This window comes from Ruegeria sp. Ofav3-42, from assembly GCF_022347725.1.
Lineage (GTDB): Bacteria > Pseudomonadota > Alphaproteobacteria > Rhodobacterales > Rhodobacteraceae > Ruegeria.
The window spans coordinates 204,717-223,288 of sequence record NZ_JAKRGB010000004.1 but is presented as its reverse complement, the minus strand read 5'-3'; the positions used below and the strand labels follow the sequence as shown (position 1 = coordinate 223,288).

At 57.9% G+C, this 18,572-nt stretch carries 24 protein-coding genes and 1 tRNA gene; 11 read left to right on the top strand and 14 right to left on the bottom strand.

The window, feature by feature from the left end:
* The first annotated feature begins 14 nt into the window (after positions 1 to 14).
* The 3 genes from MHN28_RS08745 to ribD all read left to right on the top strand — a co-directional run bounded on the left by MHN28_RS08745 (position 15) and on the right by ribD (position 2,090).
* On the top strand, positions 15 to 260 hold the full coding sequence (locus MHN28_RS08745) for a hypothetical protein (protein ID WP_239338031.1): 246 nt from the start codon (positions 15 to 17) through the stop codon (positions 258 to 260).
* A 262-nt stretch (positions 261 to 522) separates the two neighbouring features.
* Positions 523 to 993 (top strand): transcriptional regulator NrdR, encoded by a 471-nt coding sequence (gene nrdR / locus MHN28_RS08740; RefSeq protein ID WP_170324479.1) that lies wholly within the window; start codon positions 523 to 525, stop codon positions 991 to 993.
* Positions 990 to 2,090 carry a bifunctional diaminohydroxyphosphoribosylaminopyrimidine deaminase/5-amino-6-(5-phosphoribosylamino)uracil reductase RibD gene (ribD, locus tag MHN28_RS08735; protein ID WP_370645676.1) on the top strand — a complete coding sequence of 367 codons (1,101 nt, stop codon included), beginning with the start codon at positions 990 to 992 and terminating at the stop codon, positions 2,088 to 2,090. Before nrdR ends, ribD begins: the two co-directional genes overlap by 4 nt.
* On the opposite strand, the gene MHN28_RS08730 is transcribed toward ribD, so the two are convergent.
* From MHN28_RS08730 to MHN28_RS08720, 3 genes are all read right to left on the bottom strand, one after another.
* On the bottom strand, positions 2,087 to 4,084 hold the full coding sequence (locus MHN28_RS08730; RefSeq protein ID WP_239338030.1) for a capsular polysaccharide biosynthesis protein: 1,998 nt from the start codon (positions 4,082 to 4,084) through the stop codon (positions 2,087 to 2,089). The two genes, ribD and MHN28_RS08730, sit on opposite strands and share 4 nt — an antisense overlap.
* The gene (locus MHN28_RS08725) at positions 4,084 to 5,217 is read right to left on the bottom strand and encodes a polysaccharide biosynthesis/export family protein (protein ID WP_239338029.1); all 1,134 of its coding nucleotides are present in this window, start codon (positions 5,215 to 5,217) and stop codon (positions 4,084 to 4,086) included. Before MHN28_RS08725 ends, MHN28_RS08730 begins: the two co-directional genes overlap by 1 nt.
* Positions 5,218 to 5,297: 80 nt before the next feature.
* Positions 5,298 to 6,596 (bottom strand): capsule biosynthesis protein, encoded by a 1,299-nt coding sequence (locus MHN28_RS08720; RefSeq protein WP_239338028.1) that lies wholly within the window; start codon positions 6,594 to 6,596, stop codon positions 5,298 to 5,300.
* A gap of 140 nt (positions 6,597 to 6,736) precedes the next feature.
* Between MHN28_RS08720 and MHN28_RS08715 the strand changes: the two genes are divergently transcribed.
* The 4 genes from MHN28_RS08715 (at position 6,737) to nusB (ending at position 9,591) form a co-directional block, all read left to right on the top strand.
* Complete coding sequence (locus MHN28_RS08715) at positions 6,737 to 7,324, top strand: riboflavin synthase (protein WP_239338027.1); 588 nt, start codon at positions 6,737 to 6,739, stop codon at positions 7,322 to 7,324.
* Positions 7,325 to 7,436: 112 nt separating this feature from the next.
* The gene (gene ribB, locus MHN28_RS08710) at positions 7,437 to 8,558 is read left to right on the top strand and encodes a 3,4-dihydroxy-2-butanone-4-phosphate synthase (RefSeq protein ID WP_239338026.1); all 1,122 of its coding nucleotides are present in this window, start codon (positions 7,437 to 7,439) and stop codon (positions 8,556 to 8,558) included.
* A gap of 2 nt (positions 8,559 to 8,560) precedes the next feature.
* Positions 8,561 to 9,112, top strand: a complete 552-nt coding sequence (locus MHN28_RS08705; protein WP_239338025.1) for a 6,7-dimethyl-8-ribityllumazine synthase — start codon at positions 8,561 to 8,563, stop codon at positions 9,110 to 9,112.
* Positions 9,109 to 9,591, top strand: coding sequence for a transcription antitermination factor NusB (nusB, locus tag MHN28_RS08700; protein ID WP_239338022.1), 483 nt, complete (start codon positions 9,109 to 9,111; stop codon positions 9,589 to 9,591). Before MHN28_RS08705 ends, nusB begins: the two co-directional genes overlap by 4 nt.
* A gap of 154 nt (positions 9,592 to 9,745) precedes the next feature.
* Here nusB and MHN28_RS08695 read toward each other — a convergent pair whose 3' ends face one another.
* A complete protein-coding gene (locus MHN28_RS08695; RefSeq protein ID WP_239338020.1) occupies positions 9,746 to 10,525 on the bottom strand; it encodes a LuxR C-terminal-related transcriptional regulator in 780 nt (259 codons plus the stop codon).
* 93 nt (positions 10,526 to 10,618) lie between these two features.
* Between MHN28_RS08695 and MHN28_RS08690 the strand changes: the two genes are divergently transcribed.
* Entirely contained in the window at positions 10,619 to 10,915 is a 297-nt protein-coding gene (locus MHN28_RS08690) for a hypothetical protein (protein WP_239338019.1), read from the top strand.
* 195 nt (positions 10,916 to 11,110) lie between these two features.
* Here MHN28_RS08690 and MHN28_RS08685 read toward each other — a convergent pair whose 3' ends face one another.
* The 3 genes from MHN28_RS08685 to MHN28_RS08675 all read right to left on the bottom strand — a co-directional run bounded on the left by MHN28_RS08685 (position 11,111) and on the right by MHN28_RS08675 (position 12,433).
* The gene (locus MHN28_RS08685; protein ID WP_239338018.1) at positions 11,111 to 11,338 is read right to left on the bottom strand and encodes a hypothetical protein; all 228 of its coding nucleotides are present in this window, start codon (positions 11,336 to 11,338) and stop codon (positions 11,111 to 11,113) included.
* A gap of 352 nt (positions 11,339 to 11,690) precedes the next feature.
* Positions 11,691 to 12,116 carry an SRPBCC domain-containing protein gene (locus MHN28_RS08680; protein ID WP_239338017.1) on the bottom strand — a complete coding sequence of 142 codons (426 nt, stop codon included), beginning with the start codon at positions 12,114 to 12,116 and terminating at the stop codon, positions 11,691 to 11,693.
* Positions 12,113 to 12,433 carry a helix-turn-helix transcriptional regulator gene (locus MHN28_RS08675; RefSeq protein ID WP_239338016.1) on the bottom strand — a complete coding sequence of 107 codons (321 nt, stop codon included), beginning with the start codon at positions 12,431 to 12,433 and terminating at the stop codon, positions 12,113 to 12,115. Before MHN28_RS08675 ends, MHN28_RS08680 begins: the two co-directional genes overlap by 4 nt.
* Before the next feature lie 116 nt (positions 12,434 to 12,549).
* On the opposite strand from MHN28_RS08675, the gene MHN28_RS08670 reads away from it, so the two are divergent.
* Positions 12,550 to 12,981: an MmcB family DNA repair protein gene (locus MHN28_RS08670; protein WP_239338015.1), complete on the top strand. Its 432-nt coding sequence runs from the start codon at positions 12,550 to 12,552 to the stop codon at positions 12,979 to 12,981.
* 3 nt (positions 12,982 to 12,984) lie between these two features.
* On the opposite strand, the gene MHN28_RS08665 is transcribed toward MHN28_RS08670, so the two are convergent.
* Positions 12,985 to 13,173, bottom strand: a complete 189-nt coding sequence (locus tag MHN28_RS08665) for a DUF6324 family protein (RefSeq protein ID WP_239338014.1) — start codon at positions 13,171 to 13,173, stop codon at positions 12,985 to 12,987.
* Positions 13,174 to 13,250: 77 nt separating this feature from the next.
* Between MHN28_RS08665 and MHN28_RS08660 the strand changes: the two genes are divergently transcribed.
* Together MHN28_RS08660 and MHN28_RS08655 are read left to right on the top strand one after the other, a co-directional pair.
* Complete coding sequence (locus MHN28_RS08660; protein ID WP_239338013.1) at positions 13,251 to 13,733, top strand: GNAT family N-acetyltransferase; 483 nt, start codon at positions 13,251 to 13,253, stop codon at positions 13,731 to 13,733.
* Between the two features lie 47 nt (positions 13,734 to 13,780).
* A tRNA-His gene (locus MHN28_RS08655) sits at positions 13,781 to 13,857 on the top strand.
* Positions 13,858 to 13,960: 103 nt separating this feature from the next.
* Here MHN28_RS08655 and MHN28_RS08650 read toward each other — a convergent pair.
* The 6 genes from MHN28_RS08650 to MHN28_RS08625 form a co-directional block, all read right to left on the bottom strand.
* Complete coding sequence (locus MHN28_RS08650) at positions 13,961 to 14,767, bottom strand: ABC transporter permease (RefSeq protein WP_239338011.1); 807 nt, start codon at positions 14,765 to 14,767, stop codon at positions 13,961 to 13,963.
* Positions 14,764 to 15,651 carry an ABC transporter permease subunit gene (locus MHN28_RS08645; RefSeq protein ID WP_239338195.1) on the bottom strand — a complete coding sequence of 296 codons (888 nt, stop codon included), beginning with the start codon at positions 15,649 to 15,651 and terminating at the stop codon, positions 14,764 to 14,766. The genes MHN28_RS08650 and MHN28_RS08645 overlap by 4 nt, the downstream gene beginning before the upstream one ends.
* 72 nt (positions 15,652 to 15,723) lie before the next feature.
* On the bottom strand, positions 15,724 to 16,437 hold the full coding sequence (locus MHN28_RS08640) for a transporter substrate-binding domain-containing protein (RefSeq protein ID WP_239338008.1): 714 nt from the start codon (positions 16,435 to 16,437) through the stop codon (positions 15,724 to 15,726).
* Positions 16,438 to 16,469: 32 nt separating this feature from the next.
* On the bottom strand, positions 16,470 to 17,246 hold the full coding sequence (locus MHN28_RS08635; protein ID WP_239338006.1) for an ATP-binding cassette domain-containing protein: 777 nt from the start codon (positions 17,244 to 17,246) through the stop codon (positions 16,470 to 16,472).
* A gap of 125 nt (positions 17,247 to 17,371) precedes the next feature.
* Positions 17,372 to 18,124, bottom strand: a complete 753-nt coding sequence (locus tag MHN28_RS08630) for a PhnD/SsuA/transferrin family substrate-binding protein (protein ID WP_239338003.1) — start codon at positions 18,122 to 18,124, stop codon at positions 17,372 to 17,374.
* On the bottom strand, positions 18,121 to 18,558 hold the full coding sequence (locus MHN28_RS08625; protein WP_239338000.1) for a TerB family tellurite resistance protein: 438 nt from the start codon (positions 18,556 to 18,558) through the stop codon (positions 18,121 to 18,123). Before MHN28_RS08625 ends, MHN28_RS08630 begins: the two co-directional genes overlap by 4 nt.
* Positions 18,559 to 18,572: the final 14 nt, after the last annotated feature.

Sequence of the window (18,572 nt, the reverse complement as noted above, 5' to 3'; positions counted from 1 at the left end):
ACCTGGAATGCGAGATGGAGAAGCGTGATGCGGGGGACTGGGAGTCCGCCGTGCGCGCCTGGGCAAAGACGCACAAGCTGCGCCTGAAGGTGCAGTGGTACTCCGAATTGCAAACGGCAATGGCAGACCTGGACAGCTATCGTTTTACGCCTGCGCCGCAGGATAGATGGCTGCGAGTAAAGGAATGGATGGAGCGCCACAACGTATCTGCGGTTCCTAACCTTCCACGTCCCCCTGAACCGCCAAATGTCCGATACTAGGTGCTCAGACCAAAAAGTGAGTTGCTGCAAACATCTCTGTCAAACTGTGAAAAAAATCGTGTCACGCTACAGCAGGGCATCTATCTGTTCGAACACCGCAATGCGCCGCACGTCCGGCGGGTCGCTGCACATTTCACCTGACCCCTTTATCTTGCGGTGAAAAATTCCGACTACCCAAATCCTAGCGGCTGCCCTATAGTTGTGGATAAGTAAGCCATAGTGCTTACAAAAAGAGGCGGAACAAGGGACGAGGAGACGGCGGATGCGCTGCCCGTTTTGCGGAAATATCGACACTCAGGTCAAAGATTCACGCCCGGCAGAGGATCACGTCGCGATCCGCAGGCGCCGGTTCTGCCCCGCTTGCGGTGGACGATTTACAACATACGAACGTGTGCAGTTGCGTGATCTGGTGGTGATCAAAACCAACGGTAAGCGAGAAGATTTCGATCGTGACAAGTTGGAACGTTCTATCCGCATTTCGATGCAGAAACGCCCGATTGAACCGGATCGTATCGACCAGATGATTTCAGGGATCGTGCGCCGTCTGGAAAGCATGGGCGAGACCGACATCCCGTCCAGTAAAATTGGCGAGATCGTCATGGAAGCTCTGGCGCGGATCGACACCGTCGCCTATGTTCGCTTTGCGAGCGTATACAAGAATTTCCAGGCGGCCGATGATTTCGAGGAGTTTGTCCACGAACTGCGCCCGCCGCAGCCTTCGACGGACGAGTGAGCGAAACAGATAAGCGATACATGGCGTTGGCCCTGTCCTTGGGTCGACGCGGGCAAGGGACGTGCTGGCCAAACCCGGCCGTTGGCTGCGTGATCGTGCGCGACGGGCGCATTGTCGGGCGTGGCTGGACCCAACCGGGTGGTCGGCCTCATGCCGAACCTGTGGCATTGGCGCAGGCCGGAGAGGCAACGCGCGGGGCAACGGCCTATGTCTCGTTAGAACCCTGTTCTCATTATGGAAAAACGCCACCTTGCGCTGAGGCGCTGATCAATGCCGGCGTATCGCGGGTCGTTTCCGCGATCGAAGACAGCGATCCACGTGTGGCCGGTCAGGGCTTTGCCATGTTGCGCGAGGCTGGGATCGAGGTAACCACCGGCGTTCTGGCCGAGCAAGCAGCGCGTGATCACGCGGGTTTCTTCCTGAAGACCGAGCAAGGCCGGCCATTTGTCACGCTGAAGCTCGCCAGCAGCTTTGACGGGCGGATTGCCACCGCCAGCGGCCACAGTCAGTGGATCACCGGCCCTAAGGCTCGACGCGCCGTTCACGCGATGCGTGCTCGTCACGACGCTGTTATGGTCGGGGCAGGTACCGCCCGCGCCGATGACCCGTCTTTGACGGTTCGCGATCTTGGGGTCGATGCTCAACCGGTTCGGGTTGTGGTTTCGCGGCATATGGACATCCCCTTGATGGGACAACTAGCGCGCACTGCTTCCGAGGTTCCGGTTTGGCTGTGCCATGGCCCATCTCCGGACGCCGAGCGTGCGCGCGCTTGGGAAGGGCTGGGCGCGCAATTGGTGCCCTGCGCGCTGAGTGATCACCAGATTGACGCGGTGGACCTGTTGCAACAGCTGGGGCAGGCGGGGCTGACGCGCGTGTTCTGCGAGGGCGGTGCGGCCCTGGCTGCGTCTCTGCTGGCCGCCGACCTTGTGGATGAGCTGGTGGGGTTCACCGCCGGGCTGACCATCGGTGCCGAGGGACTGTCAGCCGTTGGCGCACTTGGGTTGGACAGGCTGGACGCCGCGCCCCGTTTCAAACTGATCGAGACTCATGTCATAGGGCCGGACGTGATGCATCGCTGGGCGCGGGCACTGCGTTAACGACGCCAAAGGTGCGCGTGGGTCGCAAACGCGCCCTGAAGTTTCGAGAGTATCCGAACGACAGGGCCGCCCTTGGGCATGCCGCCCTTTGACAGCCGCTCCACGGCAATTTCGACCGGGCAGAGGTCACCTGTGACCGGATCAAAATACCGGGGATAGTCAATCAGCGCGGCGTGGACCAATCCACAGAGGGAAGGCCGCGCACCCCGACGGGCAGGAACGATTCCAAGATCGGTTGTCAGGCCCCAGCCCGCATAAAACGGAGCCCCAAGCGTCGTTACGCGGACACCTCGCATCAAAGCCTCGAACCCCAGCAGCGAGGTCATGGTCCACACCTCTTGCACCTGCGGCAACAAGGCCGCTGGATCACATTCACTGGCGATGACGTCAGCCAGACCTTGCGCGTCGATGGCCCCATCGCGCAAGCGGGCCTCGACGTCTGGATGTGGCTTGTAGATCAAAATGGCATTCGGGTTTGCTTCGCGCACCGCTCGCAACAGTTCTGTATTGGTGCGCACATTGCCTGTACCGAGCATGATCGAGGCATCGTCTTCGACCTGACCAGGGACAAGTATCCGGTGCCCATCGGGCAAATCAGGCGCGGCACCGCCGGTATTGTACTTGCTGATCTGCGCGGACACGATTTGTGCGACCAGCTTTTCGGCGCGCATTTCCTGATCAGGTCTCAGAATCTCACGGGCGGCTATCAACTCTTCCAACTGACTCGGTTGTGTTGGGTCGTAATAGATGCCCTGATCGTCGGTTGCCAATGAAAGAGGCGGCACCAGTTCCGCACCCAATCCGCGTGAGCGTAGGAAGCCATCCTCGACCCTGACCGCGTTTACCGCGCCGCGGGCCTGACTGGCCCAGACCATGTGCGGCCGGTCCGAATGCTCGGGGACACCCTCGGTAAACCTGATTTTCTTCTCGCGCCCAAACATCTGTTGCAGGTGTTTCCGCTTCCACAGGCGCATGCCTGAAGCAGTCCACCCCTTGTGATCCTGCCGCCACGCGCGCGTACGGGCTTCCAACGTGTCTAGAACGGTTTCCAGCTCGCACAATTGGTCCCGGTATGGGTCGTACCAGGTTGGGTAGAGGATCATCGCCGCGGCAAACAACTGTGCCCGCGTCAGATTGCGCTGACGGCGCGGCAGGTGGAGTTCATCCTGTGTCAGCCCCCAACCCGCATAGAAAGGTTGACCAAATACGCGCGGCTTATGCCCTGCCAAAATCGCTTCGAAGCCCATCTGCGAAGACAGGGTGTAGACACCAACAGCACCTTCCAGCAACGACCAGGGGCTGGTGGGGGTGTTGATAAGGGACACTCGGTCCGTTTCCTCAGCCTCCGAGAAATACCCGGCCCGATGCCCGGCAATGGTATCGGGGTGTGTCTTGATCAGAATTCTGGCGCCGGGGTTTTCCTCTTGAGCCATGACCAGCATTTCCCGAAATCGGGCCTGATCGCCCCCGCTTGCGGTGACGGCTGCATCGTCGCGTGCCTGATCCACGACCAGCACGTATCCGGGGTCCGGTGGCTGAACGGACAGATCGAAAGCGGAGTATTTGCTGAGATGCAGATCGCGCATCCGCTCGATCCCGCCGCGCGCGCGGTTCAGCAGGGCAGTATCGTCCAGCGGGTGGGTGGCCAGCAGAGTTTCCAGATCAGACGCTTGAGCCGGGTCGAAATGCATTCCGGACCGGTCAAGCAGCAAGCCCAAAGGAGGTTCTCCGCTGCGGCCCGGATGCAAAGATCGCAGAAAGGCGTCTTCGACGCGCAACACCGGGGAGTCTTTTCGGGCAGCCACGCTCAGGCCGCGATGGGCGGTTGGGCTGTTGCCCCAGACCCCGATGACGTCGTTTTCTTTGGGCAAGCCCAGACGAACATCATAGCCGGCAAGAGTCAGAATGCGGTGAATTCGGCGGGATGTCAGGAAGCCACCGTTAAAGACAAGCAGCCGGGTACGCTCGGACCCGGCTGTTGTTTCCAGAGACATCAGTTGCCCGTCAGTGTGGCGACGTTTGCAAGCGGTGTCAGCCCGCCAGCGATCAGAGAAATGGATTTGGTCCACTGGGCATAAGGGGCTTCTGTCACGTAAATCGTGTCGTCGTCGCGGATCACGAAGTCCCGGGCGATAAACAGGCCGTTTGGCGCGGTCAGGTTCAGCAGATAGATCATGCGCTGGTCGCCTTGCAGGTCCTGGCGGCCCATGACTGTGCGGGCGATATCCTGACGTTCCTTACGCAATACAAAAATCCCGGTTGGGTCCGAGGACAACGACAGCAACCCGCCGACCTGAGCCAACGCCTCTAGCGCCGAAAGGTCTTGGCTGTCAAAAGCAACGCGCGATTGGCCGCCTGTTGCGCCAAGGGCGATGTAGGACCGGCTGTCGGCTTCTACCAGAATCCGGTCACCGCCGCGCAGGGCGACATCCAGCTTGGGATTGCTGAACAGGTCTTCGTACCAGACAGTGCCCTTTTCATTGCCGCGCATCAAAGTGACGATTGCGATATCCGAACCGACCGAGACGCCACCTGCTTGCGACAGCATCCCCGACAGGGTGCGCGTGGGGCGTTCGATCGGATAGATTCCCGGCGCGCCAATTGTGCCGGTCAGCGACACGGTCGAGCCATCGCCCGCAACCCGGCGCACTTCGACCTGAGGATCGGGGGTTTGATCCCGCAGCTTGTCGGTGATGACCTGGCGCAGTTGCTCTGGCGTATTTCCCGCGGCGCGCACGCGCCCGGCATAGGGCACAAAGATGAAACCTGCGCTATCCACCTGGACTTCGTTCAACGATGTAGAAGAGCCCACTTCGCCCGACAGCAGTCCATCGTCGACATTCTCCCAGATCGTTAATCCCAAAACATCGCCGGGGCGAACGGTGTCCGCCGTCAGGTTCTGAGCGCTGGTGAATGTGGACGAGAATCCGAATTGCGGAATCGCAGACGTGGCACGTGTGACGCGATCATCCACTTCGACGACAAAGGCGTTGCCGCCGTTTTCCACGGCACCCGCCAGAATCTCGTTCTTGTTGGGGCCGGATTTGGGAAGCTGACACGCGGCCAGCAGGCCGAACACGGCCACAAGAGAAGCCCCTCGCACCCAGCGAAATGGAAAGCAATTCACTGCCGTTAATCCTCAGTCGTCTTTTGTTTGCGACAAGTTAGCTTGGTTGCGCTTTAACATCCAGCACCAAGCGACGCGTTCTACTTGACGAGTTTCAACTGTGGCGTTGGTGCCTCTTTGTCGGAAAGAACGGACTGGTATGGGTCCTGGGGGCGTAACATCATGTCAACCGCGCGGCGCAGCAATTGGCGACGACCGCGGAGTGAATAAAAGCCGCCCGGTAACTGGCTGGTATTCAACAGAAACTGCCGATAGGCTCTGTAGGCCTTGTGGTCCGGTGCTGCGGGGGTCGCAAAGAACTCGGTGATAGCCTGCCGTGAAACAAATTCGGGTTTGTCATAGACGGACCGCCCGAAAATGCGCAACGGGATACCCCGCCACAACACTTGCTGGCCTGCGGTGGAATTGATTGTGACGGCCGAGTTCGCATCGTCTAGTAGTCGGGCCAGCTTGCCTCCGGGGACATAATGCACACGATCTGCTACCCCAAGCGCGCGGGCAATCTGACGAGCCCTGCGTCGCAAAGGCTCACGGTGGTTTTCAAGCGGATGCTCCTTGAGCACAAGTTGATGGTGCGTCGGTGCGCCCTTAGCAAACCCGGCAATCACATGCTCCAGAAAGTCTGACATGCAGGAATAGTCCGAATGAGACTGCACGGAACTGTCATGCCCCAGCTGTAGCAGAGCAAGGTGGTAGGGTGCTCCACTTTGCCGAACGCGCGCCGTGGCCCAACGGCGTCGAATTCTGTGAAACGGCATGAGTGCCAACCGTTTAAAATAAAGGCGGAACTCTTTTGAAACAGGTAGTTCCCGATGGGGTTTGAAGTTGCGGTAGCGTCGATTCACGAACAAAACGAACCAGTGGTAGAGCGCGCCGTAAAAGATGTGCTGCCGCATATCGCCCCAATGAGACGGTGGCGGCGGAACCTGAGTATCGAACTGGTCCAATGCGAGCTGCATTTGCTCGACGTCCAGCGACATCAAGCGTGAGTTTCCGTTCGACCCGGTGCGTTCGTATGTGACCCACCAGGGACGCAGATATCCTTCTTCGAATACGTGGATCGTTATACCCATAGTCCGCGCAACTTCGACCGCGTGCGCATGTACTGGCCGCGTGTCGCCGTACAACACGATATCGGTAACGCCACGAGATTGGATCAGCACATGCAGCTTTGCGGGCCACTGATCAGGATGATCGAGAAATGGGATATAGCTTTCGCGGTCAAACCAGAATGCCTGATCGCCTGCATTGAAGCCCACGCGCAGCACATCGGAACCGGCGGCGCGGAGTGCGCGTGCCAATGCACTGAAAAATGGACCATGCGGACCCTGTAAAAACAGGAACACCCGGCCTTGCGAGCGCGTGGTGAGTGGTAGCATCCGTGCTGCTCTTTAGTGTTTGGTGCCGAATTTATGCCTGTTTTCATCAATCTCAGCAAGGCGGGGCTTGCCCGCAGCGCTGCTTAGGCTTACCTCGGCGTGGACAATTGGGCACAGGTTAAAAGCTAAGGGTAAACACAATGTTCACAGGGATCGTCACCGATATCGGCACTGTCACCGAGTTGGATCAGCAGGGGGATCTGCGTGCGCGGATTAAAACGGGCTACGATACAGCGGGCATCGATATTGGCGCGTCCATTGCAAGTGATGGCGTCTGTCTGACCGTGATCGCCCTTGGCGATGATTGGTACGACGTTCAGATCAGCGCTGAGACGGTGTCAAAAACCAATCTCGACAATTGGAAGCTGGGCAAGCGTGTGAACCTTGAACGGGCCCTCAAGGTTGGGGACGAACTGGGCGGCCATATCGTGTCGGGCCACGTTGACGGTGTGGCCGATGTGGTTGCCGTTCAGGATGAGGGGGACAGCACCCGCGTGACCCTGCGCGCACCCAAAGATCTAGCTCGTTTCATCGCACCAAAGGGATCCGTTGCCCTGAACGGCACCTCGCTGACGGTCAACGATGTGGATGGCTGCGATTTCGGCATCAATTTCATCCCTCACACAAAAGAAGTGACCACCTGGGGCGATGTCGCCGTTGGCGACCGGATAAACCTCGAGATTGACACGCTGGCACGGTACGTCGCCCGTTTGGCCGAAATGGGCTGAACCAGCGGAACAGACGCCGCGTTTCAGCGATGTGTAGCCGCAAGCGCTCTGGTCTTTGAGCGCTTGGTGGTCTATCCAGCCGTTCAAACATGCTCTTGTGAAAGGCTGCCCCATGAGCTTTGAAACCCCCGGTCCGGTCGAGGCCCAGCTGCGCGACGCGATCAGCCCGATCGAAGACATCATCGAAGAGGCGCGCAAGGGCCGGATGTACATTCTGGTCGATCACGAAGATCGCGAAAACGAGGGTGATCTGGTCATCGCCGCCGAATTCGCAGATGCCGAGGCAATCAACTTTATGGCCACTCATGGGCGTGGCTTGATTTGTCTGCCGATGACGGCTGAGCGCGTTGACTCTCTTGGTCTGCCAATGATGGCGGTGAACAACTCATCCCGTCACGAAACGGCTTTCACCGTGTCCATCGAAGCGCGTGAGGGTGTGTCGACCGGAATTTCCGCAGCTGACCGTGCCTTGACCGTGGCGACGGCAATCAACGAGCAGAACACGATGGCCCATATCGCCACACCGGGCCATATCTTCCCCTTGCGGGCCAAGCGGGGCGGGGTGCTGGTGCGCGCCGGTCATACCGAAGCGGCCGTGGATATCTCGCGCCTTGCAGGGCTGAATCCTTCGGGCGTGATTTGCGAGATCATGAAACCCGACGGCACCATGGCGCGTTTGCCGGACCTGGTTGCGTTCGCTAAAGAGCACGACATGAAGATCGGTACGATCAGTGATCTGATTACGTATCGTTCGCGCAACGACAACCTGGTAGTTGAAACTTCGCGTGAGAAGGTCACCTCAGAATATGGCGGCGAATGGGAGATGCGGTTGTTCACTGATCAGACGCACGGCATCGAACATGTTGTCATGGTCAAGGGCGACATTTCCACGCCCGAGCCGGTTCTGACCCGGACCCACGCGCTGCATGAAGCCCCGGACATTCTGGGCCTTGGACCTAAGTCCCCGCAGGAATTGCCGCGCGCGATGGAAAAGATCGCCGCCGAAGGCCGCGGCGTTGTTTGCCTGTTCCGCCAGCCGCGTAACTCGCTGTATGCCGCCGATGACGAAGGCCCGCGGACCATCAAGCAAACCGGTCTGGGTGCGCAGATTCTGTCCAAGATGGGCATTCAGGAACTGGTGTTGCTGACGGATACACCGGAAACAAAATATCTGGGTCTCGACGCGTTTGGTCTGTCCATCGTCGGAACTCGTTCCATTCTCAAGGATGACTGATCGTGGCTGAACAAGACAAACACGGCGTACTGCCGACGCCGACATTTGACAAACCAGTGAAACTGCTGATTGTTGTGGCGCCGTTCTATCGCGCCATTGCGGACAATCTGGTTGACGGGGCGAAGGCGGAGATCGAAGGGGCTGGCGGTAATTGCGACGTGGTTGAAGTACCCGGCGCGCTGGAAATCCCAACTGCGATCGCGATGGCAGATCGTCAGTGCAACTATGACGGTTACGTCGCGCTGGGTTGCGTTATCCGCGGTGAGACCACGCATTACGAAACCGTGTGTAATGACTCGAGCCGTGCCATTCAGTTGATGGGGTTGCAGGGGCTGTGTATCGGCAACGGCATTCTGACGGTCGAGAATGACGATCAGGCAGAAGTCCGCGCAAATCCGGAAAAGATGAATAAAGGCGGGGGGGCGGCCGCTGCGGCCTTGCATCTGATCGCGCTCAGCCGTAAGTGGGGCTCTTCCAAAAAGGGCGTGGGCTTCAAGCCGCCGTCCGAGTCCATCCTTGTGGCGGGCGACAGCAACGGACCCTCGACAGCATGACCCAGACAGACGCGCCGAAACCGGCCAACCAGAAACGCCTGATGAAATCCGCCGCCCGGCTGTATGCCGTGCAGGCGCTGTTCCAGATGGAGCAATCGGGACAGACGACCGAACAGGTCGTGAACGAGTTTCTGGATCATCGGTTTGGCGCAGTCTACGAAGGCGAAGAAATGCTGGATGGCGATATCTCGGTCTTCCGCAAGCTGGTCGAAAACGCCGTGAACTATCAGGCGCCAATCGATCAGATGACAGACCGGGCTCTGGTCGCAAAATGGCCGATCGCACGCATCGATCCCACCTTGCGGGCCACTTTCCGAGCGGCGGGCGCCGAACTGACGCAAAGTGATACACCGCCAAAGGTGGTCATCACTGAATTCGTAGATGTGGCACGTGCGTTTTTCCCGGAAGGTAAAGAGCCGAAATTCGTCAACGCCGTGTTGGATCACATGGCGCGCGAAGCTCAGCCCGAGGCGTTCTGAGCCAAATTATCCAATGAAAAGAATAAGGCGCAGCCACGAGTTTAGCTGCGCCTGAACTTAAAAAAACACTTGTTTAAACAAGTCTTCGGCCTCCACCACTCACAGTTTTATCCCAAGACACCAATACTTTAGCGGAACGCCGTCGGCGTACCAGCTATCGATTCCGATAGCCCTGAGGGTCGATCAGCCCAAGTTGCATTGCACGGACCAGCGCCGATTCGCGGGTCGGAGCCCGCAACTTGTCGCGCGCGTTTTTCAGGTGAGTGCGCACGGTGATTTCGGACAAGCCCAACAGTTCGGCAATCCTTTCATTGCGATGTCCGAGCGCTAGCAAGTTCATGACCTGCAATTCGCGCGGCGAAAGGTCCGGTGTGATTGGCGCGATGCTGGCGATGTCGTAGACGCGGCCATGATTACTTGGGATATCCGACCCAAGGTTGGTGGCCAGAACGGTAGCCAGAACACGCATTTCTCGTTGCTGATCCGTCATCATGTGCTGAGCCTCTGGTCGGTCTGAAGACAAAACCACCAGCTTGGCCTCATTGTCGGGGCAGGGCACGACCAATGAGTAAAGGTGAATATAACCGGCCTTTTGCAAGTCGTGGTTCAGGCCAAGCGCTTTGTTCGAGTGACCATCCGCCGGATTCAAACTTGCAGCCTGCACGTACAGACTGTCTTTTCCGTTCTGAACCTGCGCCAACATGGGGTCCGCTTCTGCGTACCCTTCGGCGTCATAGCGATTCAGCCAACCTTTGGACATAGAGCTGCGCACCCAATGGATTGCGCCGGTCTCGGGCGTAAAGCAAAGCATGTTCAGGGCGTTGAACCCAATTTCTGCCAGCCGGTCCAACGTGAATTCCCAACGCTCCTGATCAACATGGCGCAGAGAGAGCTCTTCCAGCAGATCAAGCGTGAACAGGCTGAGGGCGTTCATTGAAACTCCGAAAATAGTGTCGCACCCCATCGGCTGCGGTTTACTCAGACCGACCATGCGCTATCATGATGGTGTCAGACAAGGAGCTTTGGCATGCCCAAACTGATCCGCCTATACATCACTCAGGTTGCGTGGGGATTTGTCATCTCGGCTATATTTGTTGGGGTGCTGCTGGCGTTGAACGTCGCCAATCTGCGCGGTCTGATCTTTGGCTCTGACGTTGGCCTGATTGCGCTGGCCATGATCTGGTTCATGAACGGCATCGTGTTTGCCGGGGTTCAGTTCGCCTATGCAATCATGAGTTTGGCGGAAAAGCCTAAAGGTCCCGGGGGTGGTACGCCCGTCGTTGCGAAGTTCGAACCCATTCGCGTTGCGGCTGACAAAACCTGACTTCCAATTTCGACCGTTTGAGTAAGATAATTGTCTTAAGCACCGGCCAACGGCCGAAAAAGCAGGTATTCCGCCTGCAAAATGCTCCTGATTGGCACCTGATGGCCCTGCCACTCGAAACGACAAGTGAAGAGCTTTTCCTTGAGCGACGTTACATACGAAGACCTGTTGAACTCCCCGGTATTCCGGCAGGACCTATCCCAGTTTAACCATGTGATCGCCCAAAGTTAGATTGACGCGGGCGAGCCTGTCGCCATCAATGGGAACGTTTGTTACGGACACATGCGGCAGGACTTTCACCTCGGTGAAATGGCACCCGGCATGGAGCCAAAACGTCGGGGGCTGCATCAATTGGCGCAAGAAGTCGATTGCTTTGCCGAAGTTGGCGTGGCAGCCGGGCAAGCGGCGCTTGTTGCCCTCCATTCGAACCCGTCCATTAAGTTCATCGGCATTGATCTGGGGCAGCGCCTGAGGCAATCGCGGCCGCCTGTTGATGTTTTTTTACGACTTTGCGCTTGCGGATGGGACATTTGTAAAAGTTGATCTGACCGCGGACGAGGCCTGAGATCAGTGTATGTGGCGGGACCACCAGTCAACCGTGCGGTGTGATTCCCGAGGACCTGTATGTACAGGTGGGCGCCAGGTAATCAGGCCAGGACCTGAACAGAGCCAGCCCCCTCGGAATTGCTTAAGGCCACCAGAATGCTACCAATCACAAGAAGGGCAGAACCCGCCACGGGCCTAAGTAGGGCGTGAGGCGGGTTTGCGCAAGGGGTCAGGCATCAACAGTTTCGTGCAGCGCTTTGCGCATCTTGCCAAAGTGCTCGTCCCAGCCATCATCAAGCGACAGGATCAAGCCGAACGCCTCGGCATTCTGCGGCAAGCCCTCGTGCACCAGGCCCAACCGAGTGCCGCCCGGAACCGGGTCCAGCGTCCATTTGACGACACTGACGGCGTTTCCCAGTGGCTTGATGGTAAACGTGTACTCCAGATACTCGGGCGGGCGCGCGGCGCGAACGTCGCCCCAAATCAGAAGGTCTCCGCTGGTTGTGCCAAACATCTCAAGCTTCTGGCCGACGGCCAATGGACGTTCGGGCTTGTGAAACCATTCGGCCAGCCGATCGGGCTCGGTCAGGTAGGCCCAGACAGTTTCGGGCTCGGCGCGCAGGAATATTGTCTTCTGCAAAACTGAACTGGTCATTGTTTATTCCTTTCAATAGCTTCTTTGAGATTGCTCAGGCGGTCATCCCAGAACTGGTCAAAATAGCTGAACCAATCGAGGATGGGGGCCATTCCCTTTGGCTCCAGCCGATTTATGCGCTCGCGCCCGCGTGCTTCGACCGAAATGAGGCCACCATCCGACAAGACAGTCAGATGTTTTTTTACTGCAGCGCGGGTCATGTCGAACCGGTCCGTCAGTTGGGCAATCGTCATGTCCTGCGATGCGAGAATCTGCACGATTTCCCGACGGGTAGGGTCAGCAAGAGCGCGGAACGCGTTTTGGGTTTGGATCTGCATTTGTCACCCCATTTGTGATACCGTTTGGTATTGGATTAAATGCAGTACCAAACGGTATCGTGTCAAGAAGTTTTAGGTGCCTTGATTTTTGTTCACGAATTGTTCACATTCCAATCATGACACTGGAATTGCAGCCCGGACAAAAACTGGCCCGTGGGGTTTCCCGCCACCTTCTGTCGCATGGCTTTGTATCTGTTGAAGAATTTGTTCCGACGCGCGGACTGCGCGTTGATGTCATAGGCCTGGGTCCCAAGGGTGAGTTGTGGGTGATCGAGTGCAAATCCAGCCGGGCCGATTACCTGTCAGATTCCAAATGGCAGGGGTATCTGGACTGGTGTGACCGTTTTTTCTGGGCTGTTGATACCGATTTCCCGACCGAACTTTTGCCGCAGGAAACCGGCCTGATCATCGCGGATGCATATGATGCCGAGATTGTGCGGATGGCACCAGAGGACAAACTCGCGCCGGCGCGTCGGAAGAAAATGATTCAGAAGTTCGCAACCGACACGGCCCGCAGGTTGCAGGCTTTGCGCGATCCGAGAATTTGAAGATCAGTCCTTAACGGCCCGGGCGGCTTGCGCAGCGGCGCGGATTTCATCCGCAATTTCTTCGGCTTCTTCAGGGTCGAAGTCCATCGGAATCTCGATGTTGTCCGCCTCGATGAACAGGCGCACCATTCCGTGGTCGGTCGGGCCGATCTGCAGGTTTGCCTGAATGTCACGTTCGGTGTTGATGCCCATTTGCGCCTCCGGGACTGAGCACTCCTGCTAGCGTGCAAAGGGTTGAGAATCAAGCCGCCTTTGCGGTCAGGTAGGGTATGGAAGACATTCTGATCAGACAATTCCACGCTGATGACACGCCTTGGCTTGTTGAGCAGCATGGCCGCCTTTACCAGCGGGACGAGGGGTTTGACGACACGTTCGCGCCCCTCGTTGAACGTATCCTCGTGGACTTTAACGCATCGCATGATCAATTGCGCGAGCGGGGCTGGATTGCGGAACGAGCAGGCGCCCGGCTCGGCAGTATTTTCTGTGTTGCCCTTGATGATCATACGGCAAAACTACGGTTGTTTCTGTTGCTGCCAGAGGCGCGGGGGCAGGGGCTGGGAAAACGGATGTTGCACACCTGCATGGCCTTTGCACGCAGCGCAGGTTACAGAGAAATGGCCTTATGGACCCACGAAAGCCATCGGGCTGTGTGCGCGCTTTACAGAGCGTCAGGATGGCAATTGACGGGCAGCAAAAAGGTTCATTCCTTTGGGCTCGATCTTGTCGAACAAAGCTGGAAAATTCCTCTTTAATCCTCTTGCAATCCCTCGACGCGTTCGGTACATCGCCCCTCACGAGTGCCGCCTTAGCTCAGTTGGTTAGAGCGCTGGATTGTGGATCCAGAGGTCCCCTGTTCAAGCCAGGGAGGCGGTACCATCTCCCTCCAATTGCCGATGAATAATGCCCGCGTAACGATGGGCTATTTGCTTAAAAAAACCGGGCTCTAGGGCCCGGTTCGAGAAGTGTGGTTTTGTAGAACTTACCGCGCCAGGTTCAGTCGAAACCGAATTTTGGCCTTTCTGGCCGCCGGAAGATGGCGGTTCAGCCGTTTGTTGACCAGACCGAACACACCCACGATCACCAGCGTCAGCAGGATGAAGTAGAAGGCAAGAATCGGGTAGGGGATAAACGGGTTGAACGTTTTGTCGGCGAAATAGCTGGCGTAGTACAGCGCGTCACCGCGTTGCTGCCATGCCGGGAAGGCCGAGAAAAAGACCAGCGTGGTGGCGTGGAACAAAAAGATCGCTTCGTTCGTGTACGCGGGCCATGCTAAACGCAGCATGGTGGGCCAAACGATCCGACGGAACCGCGACCAGCCCGACATGCCATAGGCATCGGCGGCCTCGATATCGCCTTTGGGGATTGAGCGCAGCGCGCCGTAGAAGATCTCGCCCGAATAAGCTGCGGTGTTCAGGAACAGAACGATCAATGCCCCCAGCCATGCCGATGTTAGGGCATCGAACATGGGGTAGGATTTCTTCAGTGACAGGAAGAAGAAGTAGGCAAAGAAGAATTGGATGAACAGTGGTGAGCCGCGGAAGATAAAGATGAACCATTCCGACGGTTTGCGCAGCCACTTGTTGGTGGATGCTTTGCCCATCGCAACGGCAGTAGCCAGAAAGAACCCGGTCGCCAGAGCCATGATGCCGAAATAGATATTCCAGATCATGCCCGACCCGATCAGGGTGAACTGTTCGCAGAGCGTAAAGTCGTTACGAGGCAACAGTCGCTCACCGACGCCGATGGATCGCAGCCCATAGTCCTGGATGGTTTGGATGCAGCTCATGCGGTTGTCTCCTTGCGCAGAAGCTCTCCGCCCGATGTGGCCTGACCATGGGACAAGCGGCGCATCAGCTTTTCAAGCCCCAGCTCTGACGCACGGGTCATGCCTAGGTAGAAGATCAGTAGAGCCAGGAAGTACCACATGCGCCAGTCGCCATGGGGGTATTGCGTGAATTTTGAGGTCTTGGTACCGCCCAATTCGCGGGCCCAATAGACGATGTCTTCGATGCCCAGCAGGAACAGCAGCGGCGTGGCCTTGATCAGCACCATCCAAAGGTTTGAAAGGCCGGGCAGGGCATAGACCCACATCTGCGGCACGAGGATGCGCCAGAAGGTCTGGCGACGCGTCATGCCATAGGCTTCGGCGGTTTCAAGCTGCGCATGCGGAACAGCGCGCATACCGCCGAACAACACGTTGGCCGCAAAAGCTCCGAAAACGATCGAGAAGGTAATGACCGCAAGGAAGAAACCATAGGTTTCATGCACCCATTCCGGTGCGGTGCTCAGCGGCAGTTTTGCCGACTGGCAGACGATGAAGTCGTTGCCCTGACGGATCGGGTCCGTCCAGTCGGGGCATAGAATCTTGTGGCGCGTCCATTCAAAGGCCTGATCCAGAGCGATTACGAAGAACATGAAGAACGCGATGTCCGGCACGCCCCTTACAATCGCGATATACGCTTTGCCCAACCAGCTGACGGGGGGGATATGCGATCGGGCGGCCATCGCGCCGACGAACCCAAAACTCAACGCTACAGGCGCGGTGACGGCCAGCAGCAGCAAAACCTTGAAGAACGACAGATAGAACGACCAATGCACGCCGTTGGTCAGGTAGCAGGAAAACCAGCGGAACGTGCCCAGCGTATCGGGATCAGTGCAAAACGAGAAAATGGCGGGCCTCTTGAGGTGCTAAGGCTCAGGGGCTGCGCGCCCCGGTATTCAGGGCGCGCGACCTGGTTCAGATCAGAAGGTCGAGGACACTTCCCACTTGGTGATCAGCTCGTTCAGGCTGCCGTCATCCTTCATGGACTGAATGGCAGTGTTGAGCTTTTCTTTCAGATCACCGTCCGACTCGCGCACACCGATGCCGACACCACCGCCCAGCGGAACGTCTTCGGCAACAAAGCGCAGGTCAGCGTCTTCGTCCGCGATCGGTGCCAGGAACGATTTGTCGGCCAGCACGGCGTCAGCTTCGCCGTTGCGCACTGCCGCAATCGTTTCTTCGGGGCTGGCGAACTCGACCAGAGTTGCGCCGGATTCGGCGATATACGCGGCCTGAATGGTGCCGGTCTGCGCAGCAACAACGCCGTTTGCGACGTCAACGTCATCCGAGGTCGCAACGTAAGCCGATGGATCCGGCGGCGTGTAGTTCTGAGTGAAGTCAATCACTTCGTCGCGCTCGTCAGTGATCGACATGCCCGCAATGATGACGTCATAGTTGCCCGAGACCAGGTTCGGAATGATCGAATCCCAGTCGTTCTTGACCCATTCGCATTCCAGGTTCGCGCGCTTGCACAGCTCGTCGCCCAGTTCACGCTCGAAACCGTCGATCTCGCCGGCGTCATTGATGAAGTTCCACGGAGGGTAGGCACCCTCGGTGCCCATGCGAACAGTGTCGGCCATGGCCATACCAGCGCTCAGCGCCAGTGCAGCAGTTGTCAGAATCAGTTTTTTCATTGGTTACTCCCCTTATTGGTTCTGTCCTGAATTTATGCCGCCTTGGTGGCGGATAGAAAGCCCTGAAGCCGTGCGGATTCAGGGGTCGTGAAGATGTCTTCCGGCAGCCCTTCTTCTTCGATGAGGCCCTGATGCAGGAACACAACGTGGCTTGAGATATCAGCGGCCATTTTCATGTCGTGCGTCACGATGATCATGGTGCGGCCTTCGGCGGCCAGGTCCTTGATCACCTTGATAACTTCCTGTTCCAGTTCTGGGTCCAGCGCCGAGGTCGGTTCGTCGAACAACAGAGCCTCGGGTTCCATGCACAGGCCGCGGGCGATCGCGGCGCGTTGCTGCTGACCACCGGACAATTGCGCAGGGTAGACGTCGCATTTGTCACCGATGCCGACCTTTTCCAGATACCTGCGCGCGCTGTCCTCAACCTCGGCCTTGTCGCGGCCCATGACGGTCACCGGGGCCTCCATCACGTTTTGCAGGATGGTCATGTGGGCCCACAGATTGAATTGCTGGAATACCATCGACAGGTTCGTACGAATGCGCAGCACCTGTTTCGGGTCGGCCGGACGGCGGTGATGCGTGCTTCCGGTCCAGCGGACAGGTTCACCCTTGAACAGGATCTCGCCTTCCTGACTGTCTTCCAGCAAGTTACAGCACCGCAGAAGCGTGGATTTTCCGGACCCTGACGAGCCGATCAGAGACACGACATCACCGCGTCTGGCGGTAATATCCACCCCTTTCAATACCTCAAGATTGCCAAAACTCTTGTGTAGGTTCTTGATCTCGATGACCGGAGTGGAATCTGTCACGGGTGGTCCAGTTGTTATTGGTGTTGGTGCGGTACTAGGGCTGAAAATTCTGCGCAATGCAATGCGCAAATGACGCGGAACGGGCCTGAAACCGTCAAATTGACCAAGCGTTCTGACCAAATTGGTTACGGATCGAGCAATTTGGTCGCGTCGGGGGGCGGATTGGGAACCGCGAGGTAATGGTCAGCGGGGATATCAATCAGGCCGCGCAAATGCAGCAGCTTCCGGTCGGCGGGCGACAGGTCATCGATGGCTGATCGAACCGCGCGAGCGATGTCCCGCGCGTCTTGCCCGGTCGCGGTGATGTAGGGCAGGGCAGGCGAAGGCTGGGTTCCTGTAATCTCACGCAGTTCACCACCCAGATTCGTATGCTCTTTGAGCAGTTCCCAGGTCAGCGCATCCAAAGAAGCATAATCGGCGCGACCTTCGGCAACGGCGGTTGCAGAAAGGGCGTGACCACCGGTTTCCAGAACAGTCGTGGGCAGGCGGCTGTGCCGGGACAGGTGCACCATGGGGGCTGCCCAACCAGACTGTGAAAGCGCTTCGTTATAGGCGAACGTACCGTCAGCCAATTGATCCAGATTGCGCGGATCGCTTTGCCGGGCTACGAGAATGGACCGGTAGTACCCCGGCGGACATTCAGGCACCCCATAGTCGGGTGTGCCGACAAGCTGCACCTTGCCGTGCAGGCGCGTGCGATAGGGCATGCCGCAGGTTTGGGCGAAGACAAGGTCAGGACTGTGCCAGACGTCCCAAACGTCGGCACCTCGGGTCAAATGCGTTGGTCCGAACCCAAGATGGCCCCGAATCAACGACCAGAACCGATCATTTGCCGGTTGCAGCGCGGGCATGTCGTACATGCCCAGCATCGCGATCACGATTTGGCCGCCTTTTGCCGGGCCAGTGCCGAATCCACGTCGCTGACGCCCAGAAGACTGACAACCAGACGCAGCAAAGAATCTTCTTCTCCAGTACGATGCCCATCAGCAAGCGCTACCGACCATAGCGCCTGCACAACTCCAAGACGGTCCTCGTATGCGACGGCTTCTTTAATCGCGCGGGTAAAGCGGACTGTATCGGGGGCTTCTGCCTCCAAATCCTCGGCGCGGGCGCGAAGGCCTGCCGCTTCGAAGGGGGATAGGCCATAGCGTTCGGCCGAAATCTTATCGATTCGGGCCATTTCGCTGTCGGCATAGTCATTGTCGGACCGGGCGATGCGCACCAGAAGGGCCGTAAGGGCCAGGCGCGCGTCATCATCGGCAAGTGGATCGGGCTGAGGCTGCGTGAGCCGGGACAGAAAATCGCTAAACATGAGAAAGATATAGA